Raw genomic sequence first — 20735 nt, 5'->3', positions numbered from 1 at the left:
CCCAAAGTATAATAAGGAGCTTAAAAATGGAAATACCACTTGTGTCGGTAATTATGCCGACTTATAATTCTAGCAAGTATATCGAAACAGCAATTCATTCCGTGCTAATTCAAGAGGTGCCGCTAGAGCTTATCATCATAGATGACTGTTCCACCGATAATACAAGTAATCTACTGATGAAATACAAAAACAATCACAATATTATTTATATAAAAAACGAAGAAAATCTTGGAGTTGCAAGGTCAAGAAACAAAGGTGTAGGGCTTGCCAAAGGAAAGTATATTGCATTTTTAGATGCTGATGATTATTGGTCCCCTCACAAGTTATCCAAACAGCTTGATGCTTTGGAAGCAAAACAGCGTGTTTTATGCAGTACAGCCAGAGAGCTTATGACACCGGATGGTAAGCTGACTGAAAAAATAATTCCGGTTCCCGAAAATATTACTTATCACATGATGCTTGGACAAAATTTAATTAACTGCTCTTCTGTTATTTTACTTAGAAAAGTCGCATTGGAATTTCCAATGGAATACGAGGACAGCCACGAGGATTACATCATGTGGCTGAGAGTATTACAAAAATATAAAAAAGTCTGTGCCGTCAATGAACCTTTACTTAAGTATCGCTTAAGTAATTCGGGTAAATCGGGCAGCAAGCTGCATTCTGCCAAAATGACTTTTAAAGTATATCGTTATATGGGATTCGGCATTATAAAATCCTGTACATGTTTTGTCTCTTATGCACTGCACGGATTTTTGAAGTATCGAAAACATTAGTTATGAGTTACTTCAAAAAGGGTGCCTCATCAGCACCCTTATAGCATATTTTTAAACAATTTATTCTATTTACTACTATTTATAGCTCTACATAACAAACAATTTCTGTAACTCTTTCATTTCGAATATCCTTTACTGCTTCCCCTGTAATTTGTCCCACAAAGTATTCCTCTGTTCCATCCATAAACTTTACGACAATATTTTCTACACTATATTGCGTCGGAATCAAAGCTTTCTTTTTATTGAGCCTATATATCACTTTAATACTTCCAAGAAAGGTTGCCTCAATTGTTTTATCTTCTGCAATCAGATAGATCGGAATCGCAGGTTCCAGAACGCAGATTAGTTTATCATTCACTACCCGAAAAGGCTTCTCTCCAAACATCATGATCTGCCACATCTGTAGAAACTCTGCCGTGGAACCGCTTAATCTTGCAACAAAACCTTTACCATGAATCCTTTCATTCAAATTGGCACTGCTTACTATAAACGAGGAATTTTCGAGAATACTTCTACCATAGGCACCAAAATCCAAAAAAGGAATACACGCATGCCAAAAATCCTCATAAAACTCCGTATATAATCCATTTGATAACAATTGCAATAAATATTTGTATTCCATATGCAGCCATATTGATTCATTTTCAAGCCAACCCGGACTAAAAGCCTTTGCCCGTCCCACTTCAAAAGAAGTTTTTTCTAGTGATTCATTTACCTTATACATACGCAATTTTTTATCATATAAAGTACTCTTTTTAATTTTTTCATAGAGATGTCTTTTCTTTTCTAAAGAAATAGGCAGTTTTAAGTAGCGAACAAAGCCTTCCAAAAATAAAGGCATTTCAATTTGCTGAAAGCATTCCGGTATCACCTGTTCATCTATTATCTTATACTTTGTCATTTCATATGCAAAGTAGGTAGGACAAATTCCATTGCCTGCCTCTATTGCTTTTTGAATTCCTTCTTCAGTATAGCTGATATAGCATTTTAGTAATTTGAGCAATTCATTGTAGGTCAAAATATGTCTCTTTTCGTCTATGCCCCAGACAGTCTGTTCCCTATATTCTTCTTTCAGTTCATTTAGCTTATTCCAAACCCACATATTATCTTTACCTTGAGTAAAATAGGTTTTCATTACTTTGCCTGTGCGAACCATAAAATCAAAAAGCTCCTGAAAGATATCTGCCTCGGCCTGATAGCGTTCAACCACCTTTACCACATACTTTAGTAAGCGAAGCAACTCATAGCTTTCTGCCATAGAAGAACCAAATATACCCGGTAACCCATTCATCGCATCATACCACCCCGGCTTACCTCCCTCCATTTCGACACCCATACCATACATATCCAAAGAAGCAAATCTATTTTGTATAATGACTAAAAGCTTTGTCAGAAGATTAGAAGTATAAACCGCTCCGTTTCCATGCTGTGTTCTGACCCTTTCATGCTTGATGTGTTGTTTCCTTACTTCATCAATGCAATGATATTGGCGTATTCCAATATCAGTTTTTACATATCGTTTTAAGCGCGGTAAAACAACAGCTCTGGCCTCGTAATATGTATAGCTGTTATCCTCCAGAAGTAAATGCTTCTCATAATCTGGATAAATAGCGAGATAGCTTTCAATTAGATCCAGATTATAGGTCCAGTGATCCACCCAATAGCCTTCTTGAAAGGAAGCATTTAACTGCTGTGTAGAAGAATTTATCACCTCAGTCAAAAATTCTTTCTTTTCAAGATATAGATGTATGTCCTCTTTGTCCAGAAATTGCAATAATTCTCCTGGTGAAAAATCCTTAAGGAAAAATTCTGTCACCAAATTTCTTTGTGATTCTTCAATATAATTACAAATACCAGACGATTCATTTAATCGAAAAGCAGCCTTTTCTACCAAAAGAGGATTGTATCCATCAAGCTGAATCAGATTATAAAATACCTTAATATTATAATCCTTAGTAAATGGTGAAAATAAAACATCACTTCTTCTATTTTGATTCACATCTCTATAATTTCCATTTCCTTGCGAGTAATACTCAGGAAGCATTTGAAAAAAATTGTAATCTCGCTCCATATCCCCATGCTTTCTGGAATAGACATAAAAGATGTGATTGTTTCCAAAGTTTATCGGGTATCCTCCTCTTAGTATATTATCAATATAAGTTTGTCTGCAATACCCGTCAAAAATTTTATTTCCTGTTTTTCCTGTTATCCTTTTACTTAATTTTTCTGTCAATTCCACTGTCTGCTCATACTTTTTATTAAAAAAGTCCTTTCTTTTGCAACGACTTGCAAAATCAAGGTATAGATTCTTATTTGCTGCCTGTCCTGTAACAGAAATAATCGTAATTGCTTTGCTTGCTGTAAGCTTTTCTTCTAAAGCAGCAAAGCCTGATGGAACTTGGTTTTGGAGTATTTGTTTTTTATTAAGAACCGCCTTTAACCCATATTTTAAAAAGCCCTCAGGAATCTGACAGGAAGTGTCATATTCGAATATAATATCGGCATCGGCGATTACTGGGAGACGTTCTCCTTGCTTTGTCATTGCGAAAAAATAATTTCCTTCTTCTATTTTAGACACACTTGCGCTATCTTTTGTACTATAGCGGACACGATAATAGGGAAGCTTCATATCTACATCCTCTACCTGCATCCACGCTTTCATTGTCTGTGCCATTTCTTTCATAGAACTTAGTTCAATTCCATAAGGAATGATTGCCGGCATTCCATCTAACATTTCGAGCTGCCTGTCCATTTTTTTGTGATTTTGTATTGTCACCTTACGAACCAAACCACCAAGTCTTTCATTTGGCAGTGTATGGTATAATACGTTGACTTGAATACCCAAACTTTCATTGATTTCTTCAATTTCAAGTTCATTCATTCCTATATACATTTTTGTTTTTCCTTCATTGCTGTAAAAAGGCTCATAATATACTCCATCTATTTTTAAAAAGGTTCGAAACCCCATAGTTTTAGTCATTTGGTAAGCCTGATGAGCAGGATAAAACTCCATTATGGAATGATTCTTATTCTCGATGCCAAAACTTGCGATTGCCTGTCCTCGATTAACATAGAAGCACCAAATAGGAATACCTTCTAAGCCGCTGATTCCGGGCAAAAAACTCGAAAAAGCTGATTGTCTGTTGTAATTTTCTATTATATAACGTCCTTTATCATCAAACATATTTTTCTCCTAACCCTTTACTGCTCCGGCAACTAAGCTTTCCTGCACTTGATTGCTTAGCAGAAAATAAATAATAATGGTCGGTAATGTGGCGATTACCATTCCGGCTCCGATAAGTCCCCAATCCGTAGAATATTGTCCCGCAAAGGACATAATACCAACTGGGAGTGTCCTGTAGTCTGAGCTGTCCACAAGCGTATTAGCAAACATCAATTCATTCCAGGTTCCAAGAAAGGTAAATATGGATGCCGTGGCTATGGCTGGTTTTACCATAGGAAGCATGATCGTGAGAAAACAGCGGAAAATACCGCAGCCATCCATATAAGCCGCCTCTTCCATCTCCTTTGGTATCCCCTTATAAAATCCCACTAAAATCATAACGCTCATTGGTATTCCAAACGCAATATAGGGTATAAGAAGTCCTAAATAACCACCCTTTAGTCCCATTTTATCCATAATCTGAAATAATGGAAGCAAAGCTGCCTGCGAAGGAATCATGATACCAACCGTAAAAATTCCAAAGACAAGCTCCTTTCTTTTCCAATTCATTCTGGCAATTGCATAGGCTGCCATTGCCGCAAGAATTGCAACTGTAAAAACGGTAACCGCAGAATAAAAAACGGAATTCAGGAAATATCTTAAGATTCCTCCATCTGTTAAAGCGGTCTTATAATTCTCAAAGCGCCAGGCTCTTGGTAAACCAATTATATTTTCTCCAAATATTTCGGCATTGCTTTTCAAGGAAAAGGTAATAAGCCAATACAATGGAAACAGTTGTGTAATTGCAATAAATGATAAAACAATAAGTTTAAAGCTATTCAATGCTTTCTTTTGGTTCATGCCGATTCCTCCCTTATATTAAGGCTGCATTTTGCTCTGACTTTTTAAAAATTCTGCTAATGATCAAGGTGAATAAAAGGCATTCTATTACAATAAAAAATGCCTGAGCACTTCCATATCCGTATAAGCCTCTTCGAAACAGATTATTGTACATTAAGGTGGCGGGCACTTCACTGGAGTGATTTGGTCCACCTCCTGTCATTACATAAATTAAATCAAAGGAGCGCAAAGAACCTGTAATTGAAAAGATAACGCAGGTCTTAATGACAGGAACTAGCAAGGGTAATGTAATTCTTAGATTTGTCTGCCATTTTGATGCTCCATCAATTTGCGCTGCCTCATAATATTCTGTAGAGATTGACTTGATACCTGCATAAAAAATCAGTAAATGATATCCTATATATTGCCAGACCGCAGGTATTACCGTACATAAAAATGCCGTTCTAGAATTAGAAAGCCACGAATAATCAAAGACTTCTCCTTTCATACCACTAATTAAAATATTTAACAGTCCATATTCGCTGTGAAAGATTTTCATCCACAATTGACCAATCACCATACTGGAAATGACTACCGGAACAAAATATACAGTTCTAAAAAATTTTTCTCCTTTTACTCCATGAGCCAAAATAAGTGCTAATATAAGTGAAATGGGAAGCTGTATCAATAGGGATGCTGCTACTAATATAAGTGAATTTGCTACCGCTTTTGGGAAATAGCGGTCTGTTGTAAACATGTTGATATAATTGTTAAGGCCTATCAATTTCATCTTTCCTATTCCATCATAATCGAACAGGCTATAGGTGGCACTTATTATAAGTGGTATTAGGACAAAGCTCATAAATATCAAAAGAGCAGGCAATACAAATATCGCAACGTAGCTTTTCTTTCCTAACATTTTATTCATCGAAAAACCCTCCTTTATTTTTAAAAAGAGACTGCCACATTGGTGACAATCTCAAGCAGTAGTCAAAATTGACATAAGCGTATATTGGAACACAAGGTTCTAATTTTTAGGGGTGCCGACTTTTGCCGACACCCAAATCAACTACTGATTAATCGCTGCCTCATGTTCCTCAATAAAGGTATCTACATTTGCGTCCGGTGAAAATAGAGTCTGAACCTGCTCATTATGTATAGTTGCCGGATTTGCATCTAAAGAAGTATCCCAAGCTAATACTCCTGTCTCTCCTTCTGAGACTAATCCCTTAATTTGGATAAATAAAGGATTTAAATTACTTTCATCTAATTCTTCATTCCAACCGCAGAATCCGGTTCCCGTTTCATAAGCTGCCTTTCCCATTTGTTCATTGATAAAAATAGCAAATTTGGCTGCTTCTTCTGCATACTTTGTATTTTTATTTACCCAGAAAGATTCGATAAATCCACCACAATAATCCGATTCGTTACCTTTTCCCGTAACCATAGGTATTTTTAAAGCCACTACCTTGTCTGCATTAATGGTTGCACTGTCATCTGTATAAACCTGATTTGCAAACCAGCTTCCCATAATACGCATTCCTGCCTTACCTGTAATAAAGGCTGAATTCGCATCATCATTTCCTGATTCTAAGGGATTCTTACCAAATGCACCTGCCTGATATAGCTCCAATACTTTGTCTGCTGCTGCCTTGTAACCTTCATCTTCACCAAATGAAACCTCACTATTTAACATTTTATTAATGTTTGCAGCTCCTACTTCCCGCATGGCCAATGCCTGATATATAAAAGCAGCGTTCCAGCCATCCTTTGCTCCTGCCGCAATAGGAGTAATGCCATCCAACTTGCTTAGCTTTTTACTGGCTTCTAAAAGTTCATCGTAGGTGGTTGGAAGTGTTGCACCTGCCTGATCAAACAGCTCTTGGTTGCAAAACAGTGTCATATACCATGAAAATGAGGGAAGTGAATAAGTTTTTCCATCATATTCAAAAGCACTTGTTGAACCTGGTAATAGTTTGGCTTTTACCTCATCTGTAATATAATCATCCAGTGGTAACAATTTGTCTGCATTTACAAGCTTTTTCGCAGTACCTGCACCCCAATAGTAAAAGACATCTATGCCAGAAGCATCCCCTGTAAATTCCGCTGAAATTTTTGTTTTATATGCTTCCGTATCCAGTGTCTGCGTATTAATTTTTACATTTGGGTTTTCTATCATATATTCCCCTACCGCAGTATCATAAAGTTTTTTCAATTCATTGGTATCATTCGACCATTGATGCCATACATTTAAAGTAATTTCCTCAGCATCCGTTGAGGAATTTCCTGTCTGGACAGTTTTAGAATCAGAATTATCACTATTCGACGAAGTCTCTTCCGACTTCTGGCTACTTGCGCACGCTGCTAGACTTGCAGCCATTGCGGCACTAAGTACTACTGACAGTACTCGACTTATAAATTTCTTTTTCATATCGAATCCTCCTAATATAAGTTCATTCTCTACTGCTTGATACCAAGCTAATAATCGCATGCTTTTATGTTAAGCTAAGTATACTTTACTCATTACTGATTCTCAATTTAATATTTTGCGATAAAAGGTAAAAATTTTTACTTTTCTTTCATTTTGCCTTTCACTAATTTTTACTTCTCTTAAATTCTTTCACAGTAACTCCAGTTTGTTTTTTAAAACAGATACTAAAATAGTGTGAATCACGAAAGCCAATTTTTTCAGCTATTTCGTATACCTTTAAATCGGTTGTGTTTAATAAACGGATGCTCTCTTCGATTCGATTCTTTAATATATATTCTATCAGGCTAATCTCTTTTTCTTTTTTAAAGACTCTGCTCAAATAGCTTTCATTGGAATAGATTTTGGATGCAACTAATTTAAGGGACAGCTCCGGATCAAACAAGTTTTTATCAATAAATGCGGTCGCTTCTACTACTACTTTATTTTTCTGTTTTAGCTTTTTACTCTCATGATAATTCATAATGATACGTAAGGTTTGAGAAAGATATTCTGCCATTTCATTTAGTGTATTAATAAGCCGAACCTCCTTGTATAACCTTTCTTCCCCTACTAATTGAGCCAGGCTCATACCGTATTTATTTAACGTGGTACCTGCTCTGGTCAAAATATTCATTATCATCAGCCTGTAATATTCAATGTCTGTAACTCTTGAGCATTGAATCAGCTCTACATATTCTTGTATGTATTCGTTTACTTTATCTGTCAATGAGTTTTGAAGGGCAAACAAAAAGTTCTCCCAATCAATTTCTTCTTTATTTTGATTTTGATTCATTACCTCTTCATATTCCTTATAAGTTACACTACGGTTTCTCCCTAAAAAAATAGAGGCACTCAAGGCTTTTTTAGATTCTTCAAAGGCCTTTGAGATTCCTTGAAACCCTTGATTGCATTCACTAATTCCTATTGTAGCCAATATCTTGGCAGTATTTGTAAACTTATCGTGAAGCACTGCTGCAAGTTCTATAACCGACTCATATTTATGATTGGTAAAATAGAGAATAATGTTTTGCATATAGTGCGTAAAGCATACAAAGTTTTGATAATCCTGCTGCCTGATTAAATTGATGATTTCTTTATGCTCCTTACTAAGCTTTTGTTCATCTGCGTCCTCTCTTAATTGGATATTAAGGCAAATGCATTCTACCATCAAATTTTCGCAATTATACAACATTAGCTTACGTCTTGCCTCATCCTTAGGAATACGGTTTTCAACCAGACGCTGGAAAAAGCTTTCCATCACGATATCCTGATCCGCCAATACACTTGCCTTTAATTCTTCTACTGCCTGTACTTGCTTTTCTTCCTGTTTTATTTTTACTTTGATTTTATTTGCCAATTCCGAAATCTCATTGATGTTTACAGGCTTGAGTAAAAAGTCCTCTACCCCAATTTTTAATGCCCTCCTTGCATAATCAAACTCCCGGTATCCTGTCACAATAATTATATGGCAATCGGGGGAGATTTTAAGTATTTGTTCTGACAGCTCTAAGCCATCCATATGAGGCATACTAATATCGGTAAGCACGAGCTGTGGCTTTTTATGCATCATATATTCAAGTGCCTCTTCACCCGTTCCTGCCTCTCCTACTATTTCAAAACCATTCGACTCCCAATCAAAACCGTTTCGTATTAACACTCTTTCTAATTTCTCATCATCTACCAGTAATACTCTTATACTCAATTTACACACCCTCTTCTATCTGCTTCACTCTGACTGTTATCTCTGTTCCTATTCCTGCCTCACTGTGTATCATAATGGGATTTTCAATTCCATAATATAAGGTTATCCTTTGCTTTAAGCTTTGTATACCAAAGCCTGATTTACCTGTTATTGCTTTGCCCTCAAAAACCTCTTTGGTTCGCTCCTCAGTCATTCCAATACCATCATCCTTTACTTCAAGAATAATTTCATCCTCGTCTTCAAAGATTTTCACAAAAATATGACCGTATCCGTCCTTTCCTTTAATTCCATGATGTACTGCATTTTCAATCAAAGGCTGAAGAAGCAGTTTTAAAATTTTTTTATTCTGCAAGTGCTCTTCTACTTCATAATTCACCTTTATCTTGTCATCATAACGAATATTCAAAATCGTGATATAGCTTTTGATACAATCTAATTCATCTGCTATACTTACAAAATTCATACCGCTGTTTAAACTATTTCGATAAAAGCTTCCCAAAGCCTGTGTCATTTTAAAGCAATTTGCGTTGTCTTTCATTAAGGCAAGTGCAGATACAGCATCTAACGTGTTGTAAAGAAAATGGGGATTGATCTGTGCCTGAATTAAATCCAGTTCTCCCTTGGCTATGATTTGCTCTTCTGTCTTTACCTTTTGTATTAGATTCTGAATGGACTTGGCCATATGATTAAACATCTTTTTCAGGCTATTGATCTCATTATGATTATCATCTAGCTCCATTGGTATAAAATTTCCCTCTTCTACCATTTTCATATGCTTTCCAAGCTTGGACAATGGGGTAAAAATGAATCTGGTTAATGCCATCGAACAAATAAAAACAAATATAATATTTAAGCACATAATAAAAAGAATAACTGTTGTATAATAAGGCGTTAATGCTTTGATGTTGTCCATTTTAAAGGAACCCACCAGTCTCCAGTCGGAAATTCCTATATCTTGACTTACCATAATCATGGTATCCTCTTGTATTTTAATTACTTCATAACCATTGCCACCTGTATTTTTGTCTAAAACATATTCCGCAAATTCCTTTTCATATTGATTTGGTGCAATAATATAGCTTCCATTTGAATCTACAATAAAAAATTGTGAATCATAAGCTGCACTTACCTCTTGGAAATATGATTGAATCGTCGCTTCATCAATCGTCACCATCAAGGTAGCGAGCGGTTCGTAGGTATTTACATCACCAATTTCCTTAATGTAGGAAATGTAATTTTTGTCCCCCCTTGTTGGAAATTCCAAAATCCCTTCACTTTTATGAATAAAAAATCCATTCCCATCTGCATTCTTCATCTCTTGGTACCACTGTGTATTCTGTAATTCTTCTCCATGAACTATGATTGGCCCAACCTTATAAGAATTATAACAGTTGTTGAATTGATCAAAGATAAACACACTGGATATATAATCACCAGACAACAGCATATTCACAAGGCTTTTGGTTATCCTTCTTTGAATGAGAGGATCAATATTTTTTGACTTGACATTATTAAGTGAATCCTGCATGGTTTCATCAAAATAGATTAAATTCGAGAACTGTGTTACATTTTCAAAAATAAATCCTAAATTCCCCTTTAAGGCATTTACCGTCTGTACACCTGCTGCTCCGATTTCACGTCTGATGTAGGCCTCATTCACCTGTGATATAATGGTAAAGGTCATGAGAAAAGAAATAAGAAGTATTGTCAGATACAATACCATTATTTTTGTTTTAATTTTTAAACGGTTCAAAAACTCTCTTATTTTTTTCATTTTGGCACTCCTTTTTCTCATTGTACCATAAACAATTTTACAAACCTACAATGTATGACAAATCATTCTATTTTTAGTATAACGAAATAACCCTAATTGCAAAATTTAATTATTTTACAATTAGGGTTATTATTTTTACTTTTTTATTTCACTCTGACCTTTTTCTCTTTTTCAATGTAGATAGGTCTTTTCTTTATTTCTAAGTAGGCCTTGGATAAATATTGTCCAATAATTCCCATGCAAAACAACTGGATTCCCCCCAACAAAAATATGACACATATCATAGAGGGATAGCCTGCAACTGGATCACCAAGCAGTATTGTCTTAGTTATAATTATAATTATCATGATTAAAGCAATTACACAAAACAAAAGACCTATTACGGTAGCAAACACAAGCGGAGCCGTCGAAAATGCGATAACGCCATCAAGCGCATAGATTAATAGCTTCCAAAACGACCATTTGGTATTTCCTGCTGCCCTTTCTACATTCTTGTAACCAATCCACTTTGTTTCAAATCCTACCCAGCCAAAAATACCTTTCGAAAACCGATTGTACTCCGTCATTTGGAGGATGGCATCCACCATCTGTCTTGTCATCAGCCTGAAATCTCTTGCACCGTCTACGATTTCTGTTTTTGATATTTTGTTAATGCCCTTATAAAACATTCTGGCGAAAAAAGAGCGGATGACAGGCTCACCCTTTCTCGTTTCACGCTTGGCTGCAACGCAATCTGCAGATCCCTTCAAAAGCTCCTGATACATTTGAATTAAAAATTCTGGTGGATCCTGCAAATCAGCATCCATTACCGCAACGTAATCGCCTACGGCATTTTTAAGTCCTGCATACATTGCTGCTTCCTTACCAAAGTTTCTTGAAAAGGACACATACTCAACCTGATCATCTTTCTTTGCCAATTCTCTGATAATCGGCAGGGTATTATCCTTTGAACCATCATTGACGAATAAAAGCTGAAATTTTAAATCGTTATATTGCTTTTTCATTTCCAAAAAAATTTCATTAATTCTTGAATAAAATATTTCTATAACCTGTTCTTCATTATAGCAAGGTACGATTACTGTTAATAATCCCATAGTTTCTCCCTAATCCACCATTTTCATGAGTGCCTCAGTGAATTCTTTTAATTTTTTATCTGCTTTCTCTAATGTATTATCTTTTACTCCAATATAAAATTTTATCTTAGGCTCTGTACCGGACGGTCTGACACAGCACCATGCATCTTCTTCCATTTCAAAATAAAGTACATTTGATTTAGGTAGTCCCGTCTTTGTCACTTGACCAGTTTGTACATTGGTAATTTTATCTAATTGATAATCTCTAAAATTTACTACCTTTATTTGACCAATTTCCTTTGGTGTGTTACTTCTCAGCCAATTAATAATGGCTTCTATTTTCTTGGAACCGTCTGCTCCTTTTAATGTAACAAAACGAAGCGTTTCTCTATAATATCCATATTTTTCGAAAATAACAAGCATCTGGTCCCAAAGTGTAAGACCTTTCGTCTTGTAATAGGCAGCAGCTTCACACAAGCTCATCACTGCTACAATGGCATCCTTATCTCTTGCATGAGTGCCAACCAGACAACCGTAGCTTTCTTCAAAACCAAATTCATAATGATAACTATTGTTTTGTTCAAAGAACTTGATCTGTTCTCCAATATATTTAAATCCCGTCAACGTTTCAATATGCTTTAAGCCATATTCTCTTGCGATTGCCTCTGTCATATTGGTTGTAACAATCGTATCTACAATCGCTCCATTTTCGGATAATAAGCCCTTTTCTTTTCTGGCTGATAATAAATATTCACAAATCAATGCACCTGACATATTACCAGTAAACGCCTTGTATTCACCGCTCTTTGTATCTTTTGCATAAATTCCCAGTCGGTCTGCATCCGGATCGGTAGCCAGAACGATATCTGCATCTACTTCTTTTGCAAGCTCAAGTGCTAAAGCAAAGGCTGCTTTATCTTCCGGATTGGGGTAACTAACCGTTGAAAAATTAGCATCCGGTAGTTCCTGTTGCGGGACTACGTAGACATTTAAGAAACCAATTTCTTTTAGAATTGTTTGAACCGGAATATTTCCAGTGCCATGAAGTGGTGTATAGACAATCCTAATATCCTTTGCAACAGCCTTGATTGCTTCTGGATTGACTACCAATGCTTTCAACGCATTATAATATTTCTTATCGATTTCTTCACCTATTATATGGTAAAGTTCCTTTTGAACCGCTTCTTCTTTCTCCATTGTATTTACGAATGCATAATCTTCAATTGCGTTTACTTCCTTAATGATTTGTTCATCCTTTGGCGCTGTAATCTGCGCGCCATCCTCCCAATATACCTTGTACCCATTGTATTCCGGTGGATTATGGCTTGCGGTTATCACAATTCCAGCCACACAACCCAATTCCCTTACCGTAAAGGATAACTCAGGAGTCGGGCGAAGACTTTCAAACCGATAGGTTTTAATCCCATTTGCATTTAAGCATAAAGCCGCCTCGTCACTAAATTCAGGTGACATATTTCTGGAATCATATGCAATGGCAACTCCTAAATCTGCCTTTCCTTCTTTTATAATAAAGTTTGCAAGTCCTTGTGTCGCCTTTCGAACGGTATAAAGATTCATACGATTGGTGCCTGCTCCGATAATACCTCTTAGTCCACCTGTACCAAATTCCAGGTCTTTATAAAAACGATCCTTTATCTCTTCTTCATCTGAAAGCGCTCTCAGCTCTTTTTGTGTGTTCTCGTCAAAATACGAATTCTCTAACCATTGATTATAACTTTCCAGATATTGCATATGTTTCCCTCTCCTTTAATCAAATTCCTGTTCTATACAAGTTAGCGCCTGTTCAATAACATGATGCATATCATAATATTTATATTCAGCTAATCTGCCACCGAATATAACCGTTTCTTCCTTTTGCGCCAACTCTTTATATTGCTCATACATTTTATTATTTTTCTCATTATTAACCGGATAGTAAGGTTCATCACCCTTTGTCCATGTCTTTGGATATTCTCTTGTAATAACTGTCTTTGGCTGCGTACCGAATTCAAAATGCTTATGCTCAATAATACGGGTATATGGAATCTCATATTCCGTAAAATTGACAACAGCATTTCCCTGATGATTCTCTTCCTCCAGTACTTCGCTTTCAAAACTAAGACTTCTATACTCCAATGTGCCAAACTGATAATTATAAAATTCATCAATCATGCCGGTAAATACAATTTTATCTGCCAACGAATTAAGTTCTTCACGATTTTCAAAATAATCTGTATTCAACCTGATCTCAGAATCTTTCAGCATTTTCTCAATCATCTGCGTATAACCGCCAATTGGAATTCCCTGATACAGGTCATTGAAATAATTATTGTCATACGTGAAACGAACAGGCAGACGTTTAATGATAAAGCTTGGCAGCTCCTTGGCACTTTGCCCCCATTGCTTTTGTGTATATCCTTTTATCAGCTTTTCGTAAATATCTTTTCCAACTAGGGAAATGGCCTGCTCCTCAAGATTCTTTGGATTTGTAATACCACTTTCCTTTATTTGCTTTTGAATCATTTCCTTTGCCTGTGCAGGTGACTTTACTTTCCATAATTGATGAAAGGTATTCATATTAAAAGGCAGGTTGTAAAGCTCTTCTTTATAAACTGCAACAGGTGAATTTGTATAACGATTAAATTTAGCAAATTGCTGAATGTAGCTCCACACCTTTTCATTACTTGTATGAAAAATATGTGCTCCATATTGATGTACATTGATATCTTCTATTTTATTGGTATAGATATTCCCAGCTATATGGGAACGTTTATCAATAACAAGACATTTTTTTCCTCTTTTTCCTGCTTCATATGCAAAAATAGAACCAAACAGCCCTGCTCCTACGATTAGATAATCATACTTCATAGTTTCCTCCAAATATGGTAATGGATATTAGAAAATATTATATCCTATTTAATATTATGTATTTTCTCTAAGATGTATCATAAATGATTTCTTATTATGATTCAAGCTTTTTGGGAAATTCTTATACATTTTACACCTATTTTTACTTCGTTTTACATTGATTGAAATACTGATCATCTTTAATCATTTGTGTTTCTATTCTATTCAAATTGTCATAATAATATTGATATAATTGGCTAATGCCTTCTTGATAAGATGTAAACTGAAAATCACCTATCATTTCAAGCATACGAGTATTGTCTCCTGTATATTGATAATTCATGCCCTCATTCTTAACAATAATCTCACTTTTATATTCACTACATGCATTAATCATCTCTGCTATTGATAATAAATCAATTGATTTAGTCGGAGTCATATTAAATTCATTATATTCGCATTCATTGTCAATGATAAAATCAACAATTTTTAAAAAGTCGACCAGATACAGATAATCAAAAATCACATTCTGGTTTATTACAATCGGCATATGCAATAAATTCTTAAGAATGGCGTTGGATATGAATTTAAATGTATAATCCTCGTGTTCGCCATAAAGTCCAAAAATAATAGGATTATAAATGTTGCTCTTTCCTTGACAATATTTAGATATTATATATTTGCTATAACCGTATGCGTCTTTTGGCACTACTTCATCCATATTGGACTCACTTACTTTAACAAGATCTCTTGCTTTATCATATTGTGCACCGCTTCCAAAGGCAATCAATTTTCTATCGCCTGTTAAGCACCTTTCTTGGTTAAAAAACATCTGAAGATTGTTCTTTACCACATCAAACTCCTGATTTGCTTTTCTGGAACCTCCTTCATTCGCACAATGAACGATAACATCAATGTTATTACTTTCAATAAAGTGTTCTACCATGTTTTCATCCAATAAGCTGAAATTTTCTCTTGTAATCGGAAAAACCAAATATTCCTTTTCCAAATGTTTTGTCAGATTCTTTCCGATAAAGCCTCTGGCACCCATAATAGCAATCTTCTTCATAACTACTCCTTGCCAATTATTTTTCTTCTTTATAAACCACCATATTTTCTTTAAGTTCCTCTTGGGAAAGGTAGGGGAACATATCCTCATAGTTTCTGGAAACCAATGTTCCATCCGGTAATTTATCCGATGCAATTCTTGGAATCAACAGCTGCCATTCAGGAGTCATAACCTCACAAATGACCGGACCATTATGTTCAAACATTTCTTTTAATTTCTCTTCGATTTCACCCACATTTTCGATGCGGATTCCTTTAATACCATATGCTTGTGCTATTTTCATGGAGTCAGCACATTCAACGCCTGAATCTGGTCCTTCTCCAACAAATCTATCTTCCATAAAATTTCTCTGTGTATGCCTAATCAGTAAATATCCATTATTATTAAATATAATTACTTTGATTGGGAGGTTATTATGCTTAATGGTTGCAAATTCCTGAATATTCATTTGCAAGCTACCATCACCTGTAATTACAATCGTTTCCTTTTTATTATTTGCCATACAGGCTCCGATTCCGGCAACCCAATAGCCCATAGAGGACAAACCACCGGTAGTCAGGAATTTCTGTCCTTTTTTTACTTTCCATGTCTGAGATACGACATGAAAACATGAACCCGTATCCAACAAAACAGCCGCATCGCTTGGTGTGACATTTGACAAAATATCAGTAAAATAGTAAGAATTCACTGGTTTTTCTTCCTTATATTCTGGCTGAACAACCGGATATTTTCTCTTCCAGTTATTGCAGATTTGTATCCATTTATCGTATTGCGGCAATGAATATTCTTCTAAATTCTGGAGCATCATTGCAAAAAATTCCTTACAATCTCCCTTAATTTTATAATCGATTTTTACTCCTGGCTTATCTAATTCCTTTTGGTCAATATCAACCACTAGTATTTGGGCATTCTGACCAAACATCTTTGGATTATGTCCAACCAAGGAGGAAGATAAGCGACATCCTACGCAAAGAATGACATCCGCATTCTGAATTCCAAAATTAGCGGAACGCTCTCCGTAATTTCCAGGGCGTCCTACATATAATTCATGTTCACTCTCAATTAAGTCAATTCCTAGTCTTGCTGTAATAACTGGTATTCTTACCTTGTCAATCCATTCTCTAAATTCTGGCCTTGCATCTGCAAGACTGACTCCCTGACCAACCAGCAAAACAGGTCTTTTTGCTTTTTCTAATAGTTGATATGCCTGATGAACTCCTTGCTTAATTGTAATTCTTCCCTCTTTCTTTGGTTCTTCCTCATACTCTTCCAGATATTTCTCGTTTAATTCAGACTTTTGAATATCTAAAGGTACATCAATCCAAACAGGTCCAGGCCTTCCTGTTGTAGCTAATGTATACGCTTTTTCCAAATAATATTTCACCTTTCTTAAGTCATCAATTGTAATAAAATACTTCGTTACACTTTCTACCAAAGGCTTTATATTAATTCCTTGCACTCCATGCTGGCGGATTCTTGTCTGTTCCTGATATTGCACAAAAGCTAAATTAGCCTGGCCAGAAATAACAATCATGGGAGAAGAATCTGTCCATCCTCCTACTACTCCATTCATAGCATTCACGCTTCCAGGTCCGGCAGTCACTAATGTAATGGCCGGCTTATTCATGATTCTGCCATAAGCATCTCCCGCCATAGCTGCCGATTGTTCATGATGTGTGCAAATGATTTCGTAATTCTTATTCTTTCCAACAGCATCATTTAACCACATTGCCTGACCGCCAGTTACCATAAATGCAGTATCAATCCCTTTCTTTGCGAAAAAATCAAAAATATATTCTGAAACGTTCATTTTTACCCTCCTATAATAGTGAACCTATTTGATAGGTTAAATCATCTTCATTGCTGCCCAGCGGATTACTTAATTGCTCCGCAATCTCAATAATCATGTCTTCCTGTCCGCCTACTGCCTTTCTTCTTCCCAACTCATTAAAAATATCCCTTGGATCCACATCAAATTGCTTAGCTGCCTTTAAAACAGGTATCTTAAAAGCTGAAAACACACCAGACATACCACTTACAATACTAAGTGAATCTAAGCCTCCTATACAGTTTGAAATCTGAGGCATAATATTATCGTTTACATCCAACAATTTATATAAGTCCACATTCGTTGCATAGCCATTTTTCTCAAGAACTGCTATTAAAGCCTCTAGCTGACAATTGCCTGCACCTGCACCAAAGCCTTTTACAGTTCCATCAATAATAGTTGCCCCCTCTTGTATTGCTGTATATGCATTTGCAACCGCAAGCCCCAAATTATTGTGTGGGTGAAAACCTATTTCAATATTCACATTTTCAGATAAAGTAGCGACTGTCTTTTTAACCATTTCCATTGTTGAAGCTCCGGCCGAATCCATCAAAATAACGCCTTTCGCACCATAGGATTCCATCTTTTGAACCTCTTCTAATAATTTATTAATCGACGCCATATGATACATCATTAAAACACCATATACTTCTTTATCGGCATTTCTAGCAAATTCGATGTGCTGCCTTGTTGTATCTGCTTCGGTACAGTGACAACCTATTTTTACAACATCAATTCCTGCATTGATTGCAGGTTCCAAATCATCATGAATCGTACCAAAGCCAGGGATCATATAAACTCCTAACTTTGTTCGTTCCAGATATTTTCTTGCGGTATGTATCATTTCATAATCACTTAATAATGACAGACCTACTTGCAGAGAGGAGGCTCCAAGTCCATTCCCATGTCCGACCACGATGGTATCCATCCCAACCGAATCCATTTCAATACAATAATTCTCAATATTACTAACCGTCAACTGATGCTTGATAGCATGAGAACCATCTCGAAGCGTCGCGTCAATAAAGGATAGCTTTTTCATTTAATCCCTCCTTTGATAAATCAGCTTTTTCGCATAGGCTTGTGCAATCTCAATTGCTGCACAGGTAATGATATCTAAATTTCCTGAATACTTAGGAAGATAGTCACCTAAGCCTATGACTTCAATTGCAGTACTTACTCTTCCATTTTCAAAAACCGGTTCATATAACAAATGGTATCCCGGAACATACTTTTGAATTTTATGAACCATTTCATTTACGTTTTTTTTAATTTCGTCCATATTGGGATGATCAATTAATGCATAGACCGTATTTCTCATATTAACAGGTGGATTCGCAGAATTTAGTATAATAATGGCTTTACTTTTCTCAACGCTTGTAAACTCTTGCAGTGCATCTCTTGTTGTTTGTGTAAATTCATCAATGTTATTTCTTGTCCCTGCTCCTGCTGACTTTGAAGATATGCTGGCAGCAATTTCAATATATTTGGTATCTGGATGAACTTGATTGATTGCATAAGCAATCGGTACTGTCGCCTGACCTCCACAAGTAATCAAGTTAACATTATCCTCTGATAAGCATTCCTCCATATTAATAACAGGAACACACATTTTCCCAACTCGAGCCGGTGTTAAATCAATTGTATATTTCTTAAGCTCTTTTAAGATTGGTGCATGTTCTTTATGAATACTTGCTGAGGTTGCATCAAATACAATGTCACAACAATCCGGGTTGTCTATAATAGCCTGTATTGATTTTGTAGAAGTATTGATTCCCAGCCTTTTAGCCAGCTTAATTCCTTCTGAATCCGGATTTCTTCCAGCAAACATTCCACATTCTAAATTTTCAGAACGCTTCAATTTTAATAAAATATCGGTTCCAATATTTCCCGTACCAATAATACCTACTTTGATTTTATTCATGTATTCTATGCCTCTTAATATTAATTGAATTAGATTATCTACAGTTATTTTATAACAGTCTATCGTTTTGTATTAGGTTATAATAATTTTCATTATATTTTATATTGCATTTGGAGTCAATAACGTAAAATGCATAAAAACCGATACGCCCAGTAAACTATGTATCGGTTCAATTGCTTTAAATAGCTAAAATCTAGTTATAAATATTCATATTTCCCTTGCATTTTTATTATATCAACAATTTTTTTTACATCCTGTGCTTTATCTTTAGCACAAACTAATACTACATCATCGGTTTCAACAATAATAGTGTTATTAATTCCTATCGTAGCGATTAAACGATTATCGGAATAAGAAATGCAATTAGAAGTTTCTAAATTTATCTGTTCACCTTTAATTATGTTACCGTTTTCATCTGTATCATATAATGCGCCTAGCATGTCCCAGCTTCCAACATCATTCCATCCAAAATTACCTTCAAGGACAACCACTTCATCTGAACGTTCCATAATACCATAATCAATGGATATACTTGGTATATTAGGATATACCTCATTGATAGTATCTACTTCCATAATTGTATTCATTGCATCACCAATTTTGATAATGTCATTATATACTCTTGGAAGAAATCTCTTGAAATTCTCTATAATAGTTGAGGCTTTCCACACAAACATACCACTATTCCATAAAAAATCTCCACTTTTTAAATATTTTACTGCTGTTTCATGATTTGGCTTTTCAACAAATCTTTCAACATTTCTTATTATACCAGCTTGTGTTTCATCAAATTTGATATAACCATATCCAGTTGAGGGAAAGGTAGGGGTAATGCCTATTGTAACTAATCTGTCACTTTCTTCTGCCACCTTTACTGCTTCTTTTAAAACCCTTGAGAAACTTTCTTCCTCTTTGATATAATGATCCGATGGGAAAATGCACATTACTCCATCGCCATACTTCTTAATTATCTCCATTGCTGCATACCCAATACAAGCAGACGTATTTCTGACTGCCGGCTCTGAAAGAATATGATCCATTCGTATGCCATCCTCAACAAGGGCTTTCATTTTATCTGACTGATCTTTATTTGTAACGATAAAAATATTTTCTTTTTTAATAAACCCATTCATTCTGTCAATCGTTTCATTTATCATAAGTCCATTGCCACTCAAATTAAGCAACTGTTTCGGCGTGGTTTTTCTACTCAGCGGCCAAAAACGAGTTCCACTTCCACCCGCCATAATTACACCATATGTTTTCATCTAT

15 protein-coding genes are annotated in these 20735 nt (G+C 35.6%); 1 reads left to right on the top strand and 14 read right to left on the bottom strand.

Going from position 1 to position 20735, the window contains the following annotated elements; translation table 11 throughout:
• The first annotated feature begins 26 nt into the window (after window positions 1-26).
• Entirely contained in the window at window positions 27-776 is a 750-nt protein-coding gene (locus tag C8E03_RS16175) for a glycosyltransferase family 2 protein (RefSeq protein WP_094375800.1), read from the top strand.
• A gap of 79 nt (window positions 777-855) precedes the next feature.
• On the opposite strand, the gene C8E03_RS16170 is transcribed toward C8E03_RS16175, so the two are convergent.
• From C8E03_RS16170 to C8E03_RS16105, 14 genes are all read right to left on the bottom strand, one after another.
• On the bottom strand, window positions 856-3960 hold the full coding sequence (locus C8E03_RS16170) for a hypothetical protein (RefSeq protein ID WP_110291578.1): 3105 nt from the start codon (window positions 3958-3960) through the stop codon (window positions 856-858).
• 9 nt (window positions 3961-3969) lie between these two features.
• Window positions 3970-4800, bottom strand: coding sequence for a carbohydrate ABC transporter permease (locus C8E03_RS16165; protein ID WP_094375798.1), 831 nt, complete (start codon window positions 4798-4800; stop codon window positions 3970-3972).
• Window positions 4801-4813: 13 nt separating this feature from the next.
• The gene (locus C8E03_RS16160; protein ID WP_094375797.1) at window positions 4814-5707 is read right to left on the bottom strand and encodes a carbohydrate ABC transporter permease; all 894 of its coding nucleotides are present in this window, start codon (window positions 5705-5707) and stop codon (window positions 4814-4816) included.
• Window positions 5708-5848: 141 nt separating this feature from the next.
• Window positions 5849-7210, bottom strand: coding sequence for an ABC transporter substrate-binding protein (locus tag C8E03_RS16155; protein WP_110291577.1), 1362 nt, complete (start codon window positions 7208-7210; stop codon window positions 5849-5851).
• Between the two features lie 163 nt (window positions 7211-7373).
• Window positions 7374-8951: a response regulator gene (locus tag C8E03_RS16150; RefSeq protein WP_170123027.1), complete on the bottom strand. Its 1578-nt coding sequence runs from the start codon at window positions 8949-8951 to the stop codon at window positions 7374-7376.
• A 1-nt stretch (window position 8952) separates the two neighbouring features.
• The gene (locus C8E03_RS16145) at window positions 8953-10725 is read right to left on the bottom strand and encodes a sensor histidine kinase (protein ID WP_170123026.1); all 1773 of its coding nucleotides are present in this window, start codon (window positions 10723-10725) and stop codon (window positions 8953-8955) included.
• Between the two features lie 143 nt (window positions 10726-10868).
• Complete coding sequence (locus C8E03_RS16140; RefSeq protein WP_110291574.1) at window positions 10869-11819, bottom strand: glycosyltransferase family 2 protein; 951 nt, start codon at window positions 11817-11819, stop codon at window positions 10869-10871.
• Between the two features lie 9 nt (window positions 11820-11828).
• Window positions 11829-13550 (bottom strand): phospho-sugar mutase, encoded by a 1722-nt coding sequence (locus C8E03_RS16135; RefSeq protein WP_094375792.1) that lies wholly within the window; start codon window positions 13548-13550, stop codon window positions 11829-11831.
• Window positions 13551-13565: 15 nt separating this feature from the next.
• Window positions 13566-14666, bottom strand: coding sequence for a UDP-galactopyranose mutase (gene glf / locus C8E03_RS16130; protein WP_110291573.1), 1101 nt, complete (start codon window positions 14664-14666; stop codon window positions 13566-13568).
• Between the two features lie 142 nt (window positions 14667-14808).
• A complete protein-coding gene (locus C8E03_RS16125; protein WP_170123025.1) occupies window positions 14809-15714 on the bottom strand; it encodes an NAD-dependent epimerase/dehydratase family protein in 906 nt (301 codons plus the stop codon).
• Between the two features lie 16 nt (window positions 15715-15730).
• The gene (locus tag C8E03_RS16120) at window positions 15731-17524 is read right to left on the bottom strand and encodes a thiamine pyrophosphate-binding protein (protein ID WP_110291571.1); all 1794 of its coding nucleotides are present in this window, start codon (window positions 17522-17524) and stop codon (window positions 15731-15733) included.
• A gap of 10 nt (window positions 17525-17534) precedes the next feature.
• A complete protein-coding gene (gene dmpG / locus C8E03_RS16115; protein ID WP_110291570.1) occupies window positions 17535-18584 on the bottom strand; it encodes a 4-hydroxy-2-oxovalerate aldolase in 1050 nt (349 codons plus the stop codon).
• Complete coding sequence (locus C8E03_RS16110; protein WP_094375787.1) at window positions 18585-19466, bottom strand: acetaldehyde dehydrogenase (acetylating); 882 nt, start codon at window positions 19464-19466, stop codon at window positions 18585-18587.
• A gap of 197 nt (window positions 19467-19663) precedes the next feature.
• Entirely contained in the window at window positions 19664-20731 is a 1068-nt protein-coding gene (locus C8E03_RS16105) for a mannose-1-phosphate guanylyltransferase (protein WP_110291569.1), read from the bottom strand.
• Window positions 20732-20735: the final 4 nt, after the last annotated feature.

The organism is Lachnotalea glycerini (assembly GCF_003201285.1).
Classification (GTDB): domain Bacteria; phylum Bacillota; class Clostridia; order Lachnospirales; family Lachnospiraceae; genus Lachnotalea; species Lachnotalea glycerini.
Note: the sequence above shows the minus strand (reverse complement) of the source record. Positions and strands in the feature narration are given on the sequence as shown.